Raw genomic sequence first — 14,633 nt, forward strand, 5'->3', positions numbered from 1 at the left:
ATTGTAGCTTCGCCGACACAAACCCTCGCCAGAACCCCAGCCCCGTTGGGCCAGACCCGGTTGGCACAGTCCCTGCTCTACCCCCTTGGCAAGCGCAAACAGCGCCTCCTGCCAAGATAGGTACAACAGATGATTGACTGGCATATCGTGTGTGATTTCGACGGGACCATCACCCGCACCGACGTGATCGACAGCATCCTCCAACGGTTCGCCGACCCAAGCTGGGAAGCGATCGAAAACGAGTGGCTGGCGGGTGACATTGGTTCCCGTGAATGCCTCAGCCGCCAGCTCGCGCTGGTCAAGGCGACGTCCACCGAACTGCTCGGGTTCTTCGACACCATCGAAATCGACCCGGACTTCCCCGACTTCGTCGACCACGTGATCGGCCTCGGCGCGACCCTCGAAGTGGTTAGCGACGGCATCGAGCAAGGCATCGCACGGATCCTGGCGCGCCACTACGTCAGCCTCTTGCCGATCCTCGCCAACCGCTTGCGGCAACTCGACCACCAGAGCTGGCGCATCGACTTCCCGCATGCCAGCGACGCCTGCCGCGCCGCCTCCGGCAACTGCAAATGCAAATCCACCCCCAGCACCAAACGCGTGCTGGTGATCGGCGACGGCCAGTCCGACATGTGCGTGGCCGCCACCGCCGATTTCGTGTTCGCCAAGGATCGCCTGGCCGAGCACTGCGAGCGTAACGGCATCGCCTATGCGCGCTTCGACAGCTTCGCCGAACTGCCCGAGTTACTCGCCCTGCTGCCAAGCGCCAACGCCGCCAACGCCACCTCTTTCAACCTAGAAACACAGGAACGCTTCCACCATGTCTGATATTCGAATCGCTACGCCTGAAGACCAGGTCCTTCTGGATAAAGAAGCCAAATACTGCTCCTACGGCGACACCGTTCACTACATCGACCCGCCGCGCATCTTCAGCCGCTGCGAAGGCTCCTACGTCTGGGACACCGAAGACCAGGCCTACCTCGACCTGCAAATGTGGTACTCGGCGGTCAACTTCGGTTACGCCAACCCGCGCCTGAACAACGCGCTGAAACAGCAGATCGACACCCTGCCGCAGATCGCCAGCCAGTACCTGCACAAAGGCAAGATCGAGCTCTCGGAAATGATCGCGGTGGACGCGAAGAACAAGTTCGGCCTCGACGGTCGCGTGCACTTCAACGTCGGCGGTTCGCAGTCCATCGAGGACTCGCTGAAGGTGGTGCGTAACGCCACCAACGGCAAAAGCCTGATGTTCGCCTTCGAGGGCGGTTACCACGGTCGCACCCTCGGCGCGTCGTCGATCACCTCCAGCTACCGCTATCGCCGCCGCTACGGCCACTTCGGCGAACGCGCCAATTTCATCCCGTTCCCGTACCACTTCCGCGGCCCCAAAGGCATGACCAAGGAAGAATACGGCAGCCATTGCGTGCAGCAATTCGCCCGGTTGTTCGAGACCGAATACAACGGCGTCTGGGACCCGAAAGTCGGCCAGAGCGAATACGCCGCCTTCTACGTCGAGCCGATCCAGGGCACCGGCGGCTACGTGATTCCGCCGATGAACTTCTACAGCGAACTCAAGCATGTGCTGGACCAGCACGGCATCTTGATGGTGGTCGACGAAATCCAGATGGGCTTCTACCGCACCGGCAAGCTGTGGTCGATCGAGCACTTCGACGTCAAACCGGACGTCATCGTCTTCGGTAAAGCCTTGACCAACGGCCTCAATCCGCTGGGCGGGATCTGGGCCAAGGAAGAGCTGATCAACCCGAAAATCTTCCCGCCAGGCTCCACCCACTCGACCTTCGCCTCCAACCCGTTGGGCACGGCGGTGGGCCTGGAGATGTTCAAGATGACCAGCGAAGTCGACTACGGTGCGATGGTCATGAACAAGGGTAAATACTTCCTCGAAGGCCTGAAAGACTTGCAGAAACGCTACCCGATCATCGGCGATGTCGACGGTCTGGGCCTGGCCCTGCGTTGTGAAATCTGCGGTCCGGACGGCTTCACGCCGGACAAGGCAACCCTCGATTTCATGGTCGAAGAAGGCATGAAAGGCGACATCGAAATCGACGGCAAACGCCTCGGCTTGATCCTCGATGTGGGCGGTTACTACAAGAACGTGATCACCCTCGCGCCGTCGCTGGAAATCAGCTATCCGGAAATCGACCTCGGCATCGCGTTGCTCGACCGTCTGCTGCACCGGGCGATGACAAGATGAGCCAGCCTGAGATCGACATGGGCGAAGGCAGCGCCGGTTTCGTTCTCGGCAACGGCGAGGTCGCGGTGTTGTTGATCCACGGCCTCACCGGCACGCCGACCGAGTTGCGCCGGGTCGCGATGGGCCTGGCCAAGGCCGGTTGCACGGTGTACGTGCCGACCCTGGCCGGCCACTGCGGGGACAACGCTGACCTGCAAGCCACCGGTTGGCGCGACTGGTACGAGAGCGCGCGCAACACCTTCATCGGTGTGCGGCGCAAACACCAGCACGTGTTCGTCGGCGGCTTGTCGATGGGTGCGGTGCTGGCGATGTACCTGGCCGCCGAGCATCCGGGGCAGATCGAGGGCTTGCTGCTGTATTCGACCACCCTGCGCTACGACGGCTGGAACATGCCCAAAGTCGCGGTGCTCACGCCGTTGTTGATGGCAATTCCGTATGGCGTGCACCTGTGCCGCTTCAACGAAAAGTCGCCATTCGGCATCAAGGACGAACGCTTGCGCGCCATCGTCGAGCGGCAGATGAAGGCCGGTGAAAGCAGCAACGCCGGGCTGCTGACCATGTCCGGGGTGAGTGTCCGGGAACTGCATCGATTGGTGGCTGCGGTGAAAAAGCGCATGCCACAGATCACCACCCAGGCGCTGGTGTTGCACTCACGGGAAGACGACATCACCAGCCGCTGGAACGCCGACTATGTGGAACGCAAACTCGGCGGCCCGGTGGTGAAAATTCTCCTCGACGACTGCTACCACATGATCACCGTCGACCTGCAATACCGTCGCGTGGTGGAGCTGAGCGCAGACTTCATCCAGCACCGGTTCATGCAACAAGTCACCGCCCCGCAACCCATCCGCCAGGACTACCGGCAACTGGCCTGACCCAAGGAAACGATGTGATCACTGCCCTTGCCTTTTCAACCATCGAAGCCATCGACCGCAGTGCCTGGAATGACTGTTTCCCCGGTGAACTGGAGGACTGGGATTATTACCGGGCCGTTGAACAGGCGGGCATTGCGGATTTCCAGTGGCGTTATCTGGCGCTGTACGAAGACGAGGTGTTGGTCGCAGCGGCGGTGGCGTTCACCACCGCGTATTCGCTGGACACCACGGTTCAAGGTTCGGGCAAACGCGTCACCGAACAGTTGCGCCGCTGGTGGCCGGGGCTGTTGGACGTGCACCTGTACGCCGTCGGTTCGCCGGTGGCCGAGCAATGCCATGTCGGGACCACACGCCAGATCGACCCCGCCCGGCGTCCGGCCTTGCTTGAGCAATTGTTAATCCTGGCGCGCAACGACGCCGATCAAGCCGGCATCGGTCTGCTGGCGGTCAAGGACGCGTCCCACCGGGATCCGCAGTGGTTGCAGGTGTGCCAGGCAGCCGGTCTGCAAAGCATGCCAGGCCTGCCCAGCGCCGAACTGCCGATCCGTTTTGGCTCGGTGGACGCGTACCTCGGCACGCTCGGCAAATCCACTCGCAAAGACCTGCGCCGCACGTTGCGCGGGCATGGTCCGCGCATCGAATGGCGGCGCTCAGTCGAAGACCTGCTCCCGCGAATGATGGCGCTGTACGAAGCCACCCTTTCACGCAGCGACCTGACCTTCGAACGCCTGCCGCCGGCCTACTTCCGCCAGGTCCTCGAACACCTCGATGAGCGCGCCGCGTGCGTGCTCTATTGGGTCGGCGAAGAGCTGGTAGCGTTCAACCTGGTGTTGCTCGACGAGCAACGCCTGGTCGATAAATTCTTCGCCCACGACCTGGCGAAAACCCGCGATCACAACCTGTACGTGCGCAGCTGGCTGGCCAATGTCGACTACTGTATTGAACACGGCATCCCGATCTACGCGTGCGGTCAGGCCGGCTATGCCAGTAAGCTGCGCCTGGGTTGCTCGTTTAGCGGCAACACCGTGTTTTTCCGCCACCGCAACCGAGTGCTCGACGGTTTGTTGCGACTGGTGAAAATGTTCATTCGACCGGACCGTTCCGATTCCGCCATGGCTGCTGCGATAAGCGAAGCACAATGATCAAAGACCCACGCGCCACCGCCCGACCTTTCGCCCTCTCCGGCTGGAGCCTGCAGCGCAAACTGGTGCTGGCGTTCTGGCTGGTCAGCGTGATCCCGACCATGATCGCCGCGGAACTGGCGGCCACCACCCTGTCGCAGATTTTCGACAGCAACGTGCGGATCTGGCTGCAGGAATCGACCCAGATTGTCGAGGACGAGATCAGCGAAATCCTGCGGGATAACGCCCGAGCCGCGCAGTTGTTCCTGCGTTATACGCGCCCGCCCACGGATCGGTTGTCGAGCAAACACGACAAATTGACCACCGACATCGCCGACTCCATGGGCATCGACGTCGTGGCACTGGTGCGCGACAGCGATCACAAAGTGGTGTTCAGCACCGCCGCCGATGACATCGTCCGGCAGATCAGCACCGAGCCCAAAGCGGTGTTGCAAACGCTGCACGTCGGCGGTGTCCCTACCGGCACCGTTGTGTCGACCTTTGAGACCGATCAGGACGGCGTCGATTACAAACTGGTCATCGCCACCTACCTGGACAGCAGTTTCCTCACCAGCGTCGCCGACGTGCACTCCCTCGATCTGCGGCTGTACCTGGCCAAGGCCGATGACTTCTCGGAGATCTTCTCCACCCAGCGCTTCGAAGATCACCCGGCCGCCGTACCGGAGAAAATCGAGCAGATTCTGCGCAACACCAAACAGCCGATCGAACAATTCACCAATCGCTACAGCGGCATTTACCGGCCGATCCTCAACGAAAGCGGCGAGCTGCAAGGCGTGATTTTCAGCGGACTGCTGCGCCACACCAGCCTGGTCGGGCTGGTGAACCAGAGCAACCTGTTCATCCTGATTTTCCTGCTCAGCTCGGCAGCGTCCCTGGCGGTCGGCTGGATTGTCTCGCAACGCCTGACCAAGCCCTTGCGCGGCTTGTCCAAAGGCGTGCAAGCGGTGATTGCCGGAGATTATCGCCAGCGCCTGGCGGTCACGGGCGGCGATGAACTGGCGGAACTGAGCAGCACGTTCAACCACATGAGCGAACGCCTTGCCGAGTTGCAGCACCTGGAATCGCAGCTGCGTCGCCGCGACCGTTTGCATGCGTTGGGCGAAGTCGCCATGGGCCTGGCCCATGAAATCCGCAACCCGCTGGGCATCATCAAGACTGCCACACAACTGCTGCATCGGCGCGCCGATTTGCCCGAGACCGACAAGCGTCATCTGGAATACGTGGTCAGTGAAGTCAGCCGCATCAACGACCTGATCACCGATTTCCTCGACTTCGCCAAGCCCAGCGCACCGATGCGTTCGACCCAGGCAGCGCGGCCGTTGGTGGATGAATTGATCGGCTTCTGCGCCCCGGAACTGGCCAGCCACAACATCGATGTACGGATCGACGATCAGGCCCCCGGCGCGACCCTTCACGCTGATGCGCGGCAACTCAAGCAGGCCGGCCTGAACCTGATCGTCAACGCCATCGACGCCATGCCCGACGGCGGGCGGCTCACGGTCGGCATCAGCAGCGACGAGCACTACACCGTGATCAGCGTCTGCGACACCGGCCAAGGCATCGAACCGGACATGCTCGAACGGATCTTCACGCCGTTCGTCACCACCAAAGCTTCAGGCACCGGGCTGGGTCTGGCCAAGGTCTTCTCGATCATGGAAAGTCATGACGGGCGCATCGAATGCGTCAGTGAAAAAGATGCCGGGACCACCTTCACGCTGTACATTCCGGCCAACGGTGAAGACTTCGAAGAGGGCAGCGATGACACATAACGTACTGGTGGTCGACGACGAGCCCAAACTCTGCGATTTGCTGGCATCGGCCCTGGGTCAGAACGGCATTCAGGTGTTCACCGCCGGCAATGGCCTGCACGCGCTCAAGGTGCTGGAGTGCGAGGACATCGACCTGGTGATCAGCGACTGGCGCATGCCCGGCATGGACGGCCCGCAACTGCTGGCGGAAATCAAAACGCGCTTTCCGCAGCTACCCGTCATCGTGATGACCGCCTACAGCACCGTGAAAAACGCCGTGCAGTCGATGCGCAACGGCGCCTTCGACTACATCGCCAAGCCGTTCGACATCGACGAACTGGACATCACCGTCAGCAAGGCCCTGCAATTTCGCGACATCCTCAAAGACAACCAGCGCATGCGCGCCGAGCTTGATGAGCACCAGCAGATCGACAGCCTGATCGGCGACAGCCCGAGCTTCCGTCGGGTGCTGCACGCGATCGATTCCGTGCGCGAAAGCAACGCGACGATTCTGCTGACCGGCGAAAGCGGCACCGGCAAGGAAATGGTCGCTCGGGCGATCCACAAACACGGCAACCGCGCGGACAAACCGTTTGTGGCGGTGAACTGTGCGGCGATCCCGGAAGGCCTGCTGGAAAGCGAAATGTTTGGTCACCGCAAAGGCGCGTTTACCGGCGCCGTGGCGGATCGCGTCGGGCGCTTCATGCAGGCCGACAAGGGCACGCTGTTCCTCGATGAAATCGGTGAAATGCCGCTGGCCCTGCAGGCGAAAATCCTCCGGGCCTTGCAGGAACGGGTGATCGAGCCGGTGGGCGATCCACGCGAGCGCAAGGTCGATGTGCGGGTGATTGCCGCGACCAACAAGAACCTGCTGGACGCGGTGGCCAACAAAGAATTTCGCGAGGACCTTTACTACCGCCTCAACGTGTTCCCGATTCCGCTGCCGGCCCTGCGCGAACGGGGGGAAGACATCGCGCCGCTGGCCCGGCACTTCGCACACACCCTCGGCGCCACAGCGGGCAAGCGCTTTACCGGATTCAGCCCGGAAGCCTTGCAGGCGATGGCCAATTATTCGTGGCCGGGGAATATTCGCGAGCTGCAGAACTGCGTGGAGCGCGCGACGATTGTGGCGTCGGGGGCGGTGATTGAAGAGGAAGATTTGCCGGCGTATTTGTTTGCTTCAAGTTCCGGTAGCAGTGGCGCCGTGATCACTGAAGGCAGCGTGCCGGCGGATCTGGAAGCGGCGTTGGCCGAGGTCGAGAAGGCTTACATTCTGGCCGCCCTGGCGCAGAGCAATGGCGTGCAGGCTGCGGCGGCGCAATTGATCGGAATCTCCGAACGCAGCTTCTGGTATCGACTGAAGAAACTGGGCATCCACGTCGACAAAATCGTCAGGTAACCGCCCCCCCCCTGTGGCGAGGGAGCTTGCTCCCGCTCGGCTGCGCAGCAGTCGTAAATCCAGCGAATGCAGTCTGCCTGGCTACAACGGTGCTGACATTGGGGCCGCTTCGCAGCCCAGCGGGAGCAAGCTCCCTCGCCACAGAAGCATTCCCGGCAATTAGCTAACAGTCCCGCCTTTTGATTCGCTCATGATCTGCCGAATCGCCCCGACAAAGGTCTCGACCGGCTGCCCGCCACTCACCGCATACTGCCCGTTAAACACCACCGTCGGCACCGAACTCACTCCGCGCGACAGCCACAACTGCTCTTCTTCGAGCACCTCTTTGGCAAACTCATCGGACGCCAGAATCGCCTCGGCCCGCTGTCGATTCAGCCCCACGCTTTCTGTAATCTGCGCCAACTGACCGTGATCAGATGGATTGCCGCCATCGGTGAAATACGCCTTGAACAGCGCCTCTTTCAGATTGAACTGCAACCCTTCCAGGCCCGCCCAAAACAGCAACCGATGCGCATCAAAGGTGTTGTAGATGCGGCTGTTGCCATCGGTGCGAAACGCAAACCCGACCTCGGCGCCACGGGCGCGGATCATCTCGCGGTTCTTCTGCGATTGCTCTGGGGTCGAGCCGTACTTTTCGGTGATGTGTTCGGTGATGTTCTGCCCTTCCGGCCCCATCTTCGGGTTCAGTTCGAACGGCTGGAAACGGATCTCGGCCTGGACCTCATCACGCAGCACCTCCAGCGCCCGGGTCAGGCCATACAGGCCGACCACGCACCACGGACAGGACACATCGCTGACGAAATCGATTTTCAAAGGGGTACTCATCATTCACCTCGCAGGCTTGGGTCGCGCCGGAAAGTTTGAACGATACACCTGACAGGGCCGAGGTGGCAGCCATTCCCCTGATCCCTGTGGAACAGAGTTAGCAGCCATTCCACTATCCCTGTGGGAGCGGGCTTGCCCGCGATAGCGGTGTATCAGAAAAGTAGATAGCGACTGATACGCCACCATCGCGGGCAAGCCCGCTCCCACAGGGTTTTGGGGTGTTTTGGGGAGTGTGTTTAGTTCTGTTTAAGGTTACTTCCTGAAAGCTACAGCGCCTTGCGCCGTCGCCTACAACAACGTCAGAATCCGCTGGCTTGTGCGCTTTGGAGGCCATCGGTAACTTGATTCGCATCACTGATTCCCAGTGATCGGGTTTAGTAGCCCGGGCAGGTTCTAACGGCTGCACAAGTGTCATTCAGTCAGGTTTGTGCCTGCATTCGATGGCGGCTGTGCGCTTGGCGCCCTCGGGCGCGCCGGTTTTGAATCCTCCCGGTCTACTAACTTGCGCACAGCTGCCTCCCTCTTCGTTTAGTAGCGAGATGAATGCGGCTCAACCTGAGGATTTACTTATGTTCAAACTTACTCCGAACCCACCAGAAACCGACGACGTCTCCCCCTACGAAACCCCAGACTCCAAAAAACTCAACGAAGCCGCCGACCGCGCCCTCGATTTCTACCTCAAACCGGTCATCCCCAAAGACACCCCGCGCCGCCCCAGCACCATTTACACCATCGCCCCCGACATCGATCACGAAACCCTGCTGGCCAACGCCTGCGAATCCCTGGCCTCGGCGAGTGTGATGCTGAGTGATTTCGCCGGGTTGCTGGAAGGCCCGCAGCGCAACACCGTGCTGGGCATTCAGCAGTCCGTCATGCTGGGTGAACTGGCGGTGAACCGGATGCTGGATAACCTCGTTCCATCGACATAACCAACTGAGGCAAGGGAGCCTTTGTGGTGAGGGGATTTATCCCCGTTGGGTGGCGAAGCCGCCCCCGCGTCCGTTCAGACAGACCGAGTTGTCTGGATTTACGACTGCTTCGCAGCCGAACGGGGATAAATCCCCTCGCCACAGGTTCCTGCTCGACTGGAGATTGTCTTAAGTGAACAGCATTGCCTCACCACAGGATTTTGTTTCACAGGTTGGATTTGGGGATTACAGGAGATTCGGGGTTGGCACCGGATCAATCTGCGCCCAATGCGATCTGTCTTCACGGTGAGCCTGCAAATACGGCAACACCGCCGCCAGCAACGGCGCCTTGAACGCTTCCTGGAACCGATGCGCCAGTCCCGGAATCAGCTTCAACTGACTGCCACGGATATGCGCCGCCAGGTGCACGCCATGCATCACCGGCAACAACGGATCGGCCGTGCCGTGGACCACCAGCGTCGGTACGCGCAGTTGATTAAGCAGTGCCACGCGGCTGCGCTCGGCGAGGATCGCCATGATCTGGCGCTTCACACCTTCCGGGTTGAACGCCCGGTCATAAGACAGCGCCGCCTGATGCAGCAACGCCTGCCGATCATCACTGACAGTCGGGCTGCCCAACGCCGCCAGTAAATCCGCCTGTTGCTCCAGCGCCACTTCGCGATTTGGCGCGCTCCGCCGCGACAACAACTGCACCAACGCCGCACTCGGCGCCGGCAAGCCTTCGGCCCCGGAACTGGTCATGATCAGGGTCAGGCTCTCGACCCGCTGCGGCGCCATCGCCGCCATGTGCTGGGCAATCATCCCGCCCATGCTCGCGCCCAACACGTGAAATTGCTCGACCTTCAGCGCATCCATCAGGCCAAAGGCATCGTCCGCCATGTCGGTCAGGGTGTACGGCGCCGCCACCGGCAAACCGAGTTTGTAGCGCAGCACTTCGAACGTCAGGTTGGCGTCGGCAGGCGCTTGGCGCCACTTGGAGAGGCCGACATCGCGATTGTCATAACGGATCACCCTGAAGCCCTGCTGACACAACGCGACCACCACCTCGTCCGGCCAGTGAATCAACTGCCCGCCCAGGCCCATCACCAGCAGCAACGCCGGGTCGGACGCACGGCCGATGCTCTGGTACGCCAGGCTCACCTGCGCCAGATCGGCCTGTTCAGTTGGAACGTTGACATCGCAACGAGACGCCGCCAAAGACGGCAGGCCAAACACCAGCAAGGCCAGAAAAATGAATGCACGCATGAAAAACACCGAAACGCAGAACCCCAGTAGAGCGCGAGTCTGATGAAGTTTGATCAAGCGCGCTGCCACAGTTACGTGACAGTTTGATGAAGATTGCCGAGCGGTCATATCGAAGACCGAGTCGCCTGCTTCGCGAGCAAGCCCGCTCCCACAGGATTGATGCCGTACACAATGTCTGTGATCGACATAAATCCACTGTGGGAGCGGGCTTGCTCGCGAAGGCGCCAGTGCAGGCGTCGCAGGACTTTAGGCCAACTGACTCCGCAACTGCCTTGCCGCCGCCACCATGTTCACCAGCGCCGCCTCAGTCTCCGGCCACGCCCGGGTCTTCAGCCCGCAATCCGGGTTCACCCACAACCGCTCCGCCGGAATGCGCTTCACCGCTTTGCTCATCAACTTGACCATCTCCGCCGTGTCCGGCACCCGTGGCGAGTGGATGTCATAAACCCCTGGCCCGATGTCGTTCGGGTAGTCGAACGCTTCAAAAGCTTCCAGCAATTCCATGTCCGAACGCGAGGTTTCTATGGTGATCACGTCGGCGTCCATCGCCGCGATGGACTCGATCACGTCGTTGAATTCGCTGTAGCACATGTGGGTATGGATCTGGGTTTCATCCCGCACGCCGGAGGCGCTCAAGCGGAAGGCTTCCACCGCCCAGTCCAGATATTCCTGCCATTGTGCCCGGCGCAGCGGCAAGCCTTCGCGGAATGCGGCTTCGTCGATCTGCACGATCTTGATGCCGGCGGCTTCCAGGTCGACCACTTCGTCACGCAGGGCCAACGCCAGCTGCTGCGCCTGGATTTTGCGCGAGACGTCTTCGCGCGGGAACGACCACATCAGCATGGTCACGGGACCGGTGAGCATGCCTTTCATGACCTTGTCGGTCAGGCTTTGCGCGTAGGTGATCCAGTCGACCGTCATGGCGTTCGGACGGCTGAGATCGCCATAGATGATCGCCGGTTTGACGCAGCGCGAACCGTAGCTCTGCACCCAGCCGAAACGGGTGAACAAGTAGCCGTCCAGTTGCTCGGCGAAGTATTCGACCATGTCGTTGCGTTCGGCTTCACCGTGCACCAGCACGTCCAGGCCCAGGCGTTCCTGGACTTGCACGGCATGGCGGATTTCGCTGTGCATGGCGTCGGTGTAATCGTTGGCCGACAGCTTGCCTTGCTTGAACGCCTGGCGCGCCAGACGAATCGACCCGGTCTGCGGGAACGAGCCGATGGTGGTGGTCGGGAATGGCGGCAGTTTCAAGCGCGCCTGTTGCTGCGCGATGCGTTTGGCAAATGGCGAGTGGCGTTGGCTGTCTTTGTCACTGATAGCGTTTATCCGTGCCTGCACTTCGGCTTTGTGGATACGCGGAGACTCGGCACGGCTGACCTGAATCGCACGACTTTCGGCGAGGACAGCCTGCACCTTGGACGATTGCGGATCGTTGAGGGCATCGCGCAGCACGGCGATTTCACCGCACTTCTGCACGGCAAACGCCAGCCAGCTTTTTAGCTCCGGGTCGAGTTTGTCTTCACGCTCCAGGTCCACCGGGCTGTGCAGCAGCGAGCAGGAACTGCTGACCCACAGGTTGTCACCAAAGCGCTCTTGCGCCGGTTGCAGTTGCGCGAGGACTTGCTCCAGTTCGCAGCGCCAGACGTTGCGACCGTTGACCAGGCCTACCGAGAGAATCTTGTAGGTCGGCAGGCGATCCAACACCTGGCCGAGTTGATCCGGCGCGCGCACCGCGTCGATGTGCAGGCCTTGCACCGGCAGGCCGACCGCCAGGCCGAGGTTGTCTTCCAGACCGCTGAAGTAGGTCGCCACGAGTTTTTTCAGCGGCGAATATTGAAGGATGTGATAAGCGCGTTCGAAGGCGTTTTTCCAGGCTTGCGGCAGGTCGAGGGTCAGGATCGGTTCGTCGATCTGCACCCATTCCACGCCTTGAGCGGCGAGGCGGCCGAGGATTTCGCCGTAGATCGGCAGCAGGCGTTCGAGCAGGTCGAGCTTGTCGAAGTCGTTGCCTTTGGCTTTGCCCAGCCACAGGTAAGTCAGCGGGCCGATGATCACCGGTTTGACGTTGTGGCCCAAGGCCTTGGCTTCGTCGACTTCGTCGAACAGCTGTTCCCAGCTCAGTTTGAATTGTTGGTCAGCGCTGAATTCCGGGACCAGGTAGTGGTAGTTGGTGTCGAACCACTTGGTCAGCTCCTGGGCGTATTGCGCTTTGCTGTGTTCACCGCCGCAGCAGGCAGTCGTGGCGCCACGGGCCATGGCGAACAGGGTGTCGAGGGTCGGCAGGCCGCGTGCATCCTTGGCGCTGTCGAAACGCTCAGGGATCACACCGAAGGTCAGGGAATGGGTCAGCACCTGGTCGTACCAGGCGAAGTCACCGACGGGCAGCAGGTCGATGCCGGCGTCTTTCTGCAACTGCCAGTGGGTGGCGCGCAACTGGCGGCCGACGCTTTTCAGCGCGTCCTGATCGAGGTCACCCTTCCAGTAGGATTCGAGGGCTTTTTTCAGTTCGCGGTCTGCGCCGATGCGTGGGAAACCAAGTGTGTGTGCCAGAGCCATGGTGAGTTTCTTCCTGTAAAAGAGGCTGTAAAACATGGCGCTATTGTCGACAGCCAACCCAACATGAGACAAACTCAACCTTTTCGTGTTGATCACAAGTTTTCCTCATGGAGCCCCCGGTGCTTGAAATCCGTCACCTGAAGACCCTGCACGCCTTGCGCGAAGCCGACAGCCTGGTCGATGCCGCCGACCGCCTGCACCTGACCCAGTCGGCCCTGTCCCACCAGTTCAAGGAACTGGAGGAGCGCATGGGCATGCCGCTGTTCGTGCGCAAGACCAAACCGGTGCGTTTCACCAGCGCCGGTCTGCGCCTGCTGCAACTGGCTGACGCGACCCTGCCGCTGCTGCGCGGTGCCGAGCGTGATATCGCGCGCTTGGCCGGCGGCACGGCGGGCCGTTTGCACATGGCGATCGAGTGCCACAGCTGCTTCCAGTGGCTGATGCCCACCATCGATCAGTTCCGTGACGCCTGGCCGGAAGTCGAGCTGGACCTGGCCTCGGGCTTCTCCTTCGCCCCGCTGCCGGCCCTGGCCCGTGGCGATCTGGACTTGGTGGTGACCTCGGATCCGCTGGAACTGGCGGGGATCACTTACGTGCCGTTGTTCACCTATGAAGCGATGCTCGCGGTGGCCAATCAGCACCGTCTGGCGAACAAGGCCTACATCGTTCCGGAAGATTTGCTCACGGAAACGCTGATCACCTACCCGGTTGAACGCGATCGGCTGGACATTTTCACCCGCTTCCTCGAACCGGCCGACATCGAACCGGCCCAGGTCCGCACCTCAGAGTTGACCGTGATGATGATGCAACTGGTGGCCAGCGGACGCGGCGTGTGCGGCATGCCCCATTGGGCGCTGCATGAATACAGCTCACGGGGTTACGTGAAGGCCAAGCGGCTCGGCGAGAAAGGACTGTTTGCGACGCTGTATGCGGGGATCCGCGCGGACATGCTGGATGCGCCGTACATGCGCGATTTCTTGCTGACGGCCAAGGACACATCGTTCTCGACACTGGACGGGGTCAGCGCCGTCCGCTAGCCGACACGGTCCCTGTGGCGAGGGGACTTGTCCCCGTTGGGCTGCGAAGCGGCCCTAAAACCTGCGAACAAGGTTTGCCTGAAAGAATGCCGGGGAGCGCTTCGCACTCCAACGGGGACAAGTCCCCTCGCCACAGAAGCCGTTACTCCTCAGAGTCCGAGGAGAGTTCGCGCCACATGTGGATTTTGTCGAAGTAGTCTTCGCCGACGCGTACTGCCATGGGTTCGAGGCCGTACTGTACAAAGCCGCAGCGCTTGTACAGGTTGAACGCGGCCTCGTTGCCAGCGGTGACGGTCAGCTGGATCAATCGCAGGCCCTTATGGTTCTGCGCTTCGGCCAGCGCGGCCTGCACCAGTTGCTGACCCAACCCGCGCTGCCGGACCTTGCCGGACACGTACATGCCAAACAGCGTTGCCTTGTGTCGGGCCTTTTCCCGGGGTTCGAAGGCCAGGCCGACGATGCCCGCCAACTTGCCCTCCTCGAACGCCCCGAACAGCACATCCAGTTTGCTGGTCAGGCGCGATTCCCACCAACTCAACGGCATCGCCGCGCGCTCGCGCACACTTGAGGTGAAGGCCTGCGGATGCAGGTCGTAGGCTTCGAGCATCAGCGCCCGATAGTCCAGGGCATGGCTGGCATCCAGTCGTTCAATCCACATG

The 14,633-nt window shown here is 61.2% G+C and carries 12 protein-coding genes; 8 read left to right on the top strand and 4 right to left on the bottom strand.

All coding sequences use genetic code 11. The annotated features are described in order from the left end of the window. Positions 1–129: 129 nt before the first annotated feature. Genes DJ564_RS26315 through DJ564_RS26340 form a run of 6 tightly spaced genes read left to right on the top strand, consistent with a single transcriptional unit; the run spans position 130 to position 7,379 of the window. The gene (locus tag DJ564_RS26315; protein ID WP_109634489.1) at positions 130–828 is read left to right on the top strand and encodes an MtnX-like HAD-IB family phosphatase; all 699 of its coding nucleotides are present in this window, start codon (positions 130–132) and stop codon (positions 826–828) included. Further along, positions 821–2,215, top strand: a complete 1,395-nt coding sequence (locus DJ564_RS26320) for an aspartate aminotransferase family protein (RefSeq protein WP_109634491.1) — start codon at positions 821–823, stop codon at positions 2,213–2,215. Before DJ564_RS26315 ends, DJ564_RS26320 begins: the two co-directional genes overlap by 8 nt. Further along, on the top strand, positions 2,212–3,090 hold the full coding sequence (locus tag DJ564_RS26325) for a carboxylesterase (protein WP_109634493.1): 879 nt from the start codon (positions 2,212–2,214) through the stop codon (positions 3,088–3,090). Before DJ564_RS26320 ends, DJ564_RS26325 begins: the two co-directional genes overlap by 4 nt. 14 nt (positions 3,091–3,104) lie before the next feature. Continuing rightward, positions 3,105–4,232: a GNAT family N-acetyltransferase gene (locus tag DJ564_RS26330; protein WP_109634495.1), complete on the top strand. Its 1,128-nt coding sequence runs from the start codon at positions 3,105–3,107 to the stop codon at positions 4,230–4,232. Then, on the top strand, positions 4,229–6,001 hold the full coding sequence (locus DJ564_RS26335; RefSeq protein WP_109634496.1) for an ATP-binding protein: 1,773 nt from the start codon (positions 4,229–4,231) through the stop codon (positions 5,999–6,001). The genes DJ564_RS26330 and DJ564_RS26335 overlap by 4 nt, the downstream gene beginning before the upstream one ends. Continuing rightward, positions 5,991–7,379 carry a sigma-54 dependent transcriptional regulator gene (locus tag DJ564_RS26340; RefSeq protein ID WP_109634498.1) on the top strand — a complete coding sequence of 463 codons (1,389 nt, stop codon included), beginning with the start codon at positions 5,991–5,993 and terminating at the stop codon, positions 7,377–7,379. The genes DJ564_RS26335 and DJ564_RS26340 overlap by 11 nt, the downstream gene beginning before the upstream one ends. A gap of 159 nt (positions 7,380–7,538) precedes the next feature. On the opposite strand, the gene DJ564_RS26345 is transcribed toward DJ564_RS26340, so the two are convergent. Then, positions 7,539–8,204 carry a DsbA family oxidoreductase gene (locus tag DJ564_RS26345; protein WP_109634499.1) on the bottom strand — a complete coding sequence of 222 codons (666 nt, stop codon included), beginning with the start codon at positions 8,202–8,204 and terminating at the stop codon, positions 7,539–7,541. A gap of 569 nt (positions 8,205–8,773) precedes the next feature. Between DJ564_RS26345 and DJ564_RS26350 the strand changes: the two genes are divergently transcribed. Then, positions 8,774–9,133: a DUF6124 family protein gene (locus DJ564_RS26350; RefSeq protein WP_109634501.1), complete on the top strand. Its 360-nt coding sequence runs from the start codon at positions 8,774–8,776 to the stop codon at positions 9,131–9,133. A gap of 225 nt (positions 9,134–9,358) precedes the next feature. Here the strand turns inward: DJ564_RS26350 and DJ564_RS26355 are convergent, their stop codons facing one another. Then, complete coding sequence (locus tag DJ564_RS26355; protein WP_109634502.1) at positions 9,359–10,378, bottom strand: alpha/beta fold hydrolase; 1,020 nt, start codon at positions 10,376–10,378, stop codon at positions 9,359–9,361. Between the two features lie 246 nt (positions 10,379–10,624). Beyond that, on the bottom strand, positions 10,625–12,937 hold the full coding sequence (gene metE, locus DJ564_RS26360) for a 5-methyltetrahydropteroyltriglutamate--homocysteine S-methyltransferase (RefSeq protein ID WP_109634504.1): 2,313 nt from the start codon (positions 12,935–12,937) through the stop codon (positions 10,625–10,627). A gap of 119 nt (positions 12,938–13,056) precedes the next feature. Between metE and metR the strand changes: the two genes are divergently transcribed. Beyond that, positions 13,057–13,974, top strand: a complete 918-nt coding sequence (gene metR, locus DJ564_RS26365) for a transcriptional regulator MetR (protein ID WP_010457725.1) — start codon at positions 13,057–13,059, stop codon at positions 13,972–13,974. Between the two features lie 142 nt (positions 13,975–14,116). Here metR and DJ564_RS26370 read toward each other — a convergent pair whose 3' ends face one another. Beyond that, positions 14,117–14,632, bottom strand: a complete 516-nt coding sequence (locus DJ564_RS26370; RefSeq protein ID WP_109634506.1) for a GNAT family N-acetyltransferase — start codon at positions 14,630–14,632, stop codon at positions 14,117–14,119. Position 14,633: the final 1 nt, after the last annotated feature.

Source organism: Pseudomonas sp. 31-12 (assembly GCF_003151075.1).
Taxonomy (GTDB): domain Bacteria; phylum Pseudomonadota; class Gammaproteobacteria; order Pseudomonadales; family Pseudomonadaceae; genus Aquipseudomonas.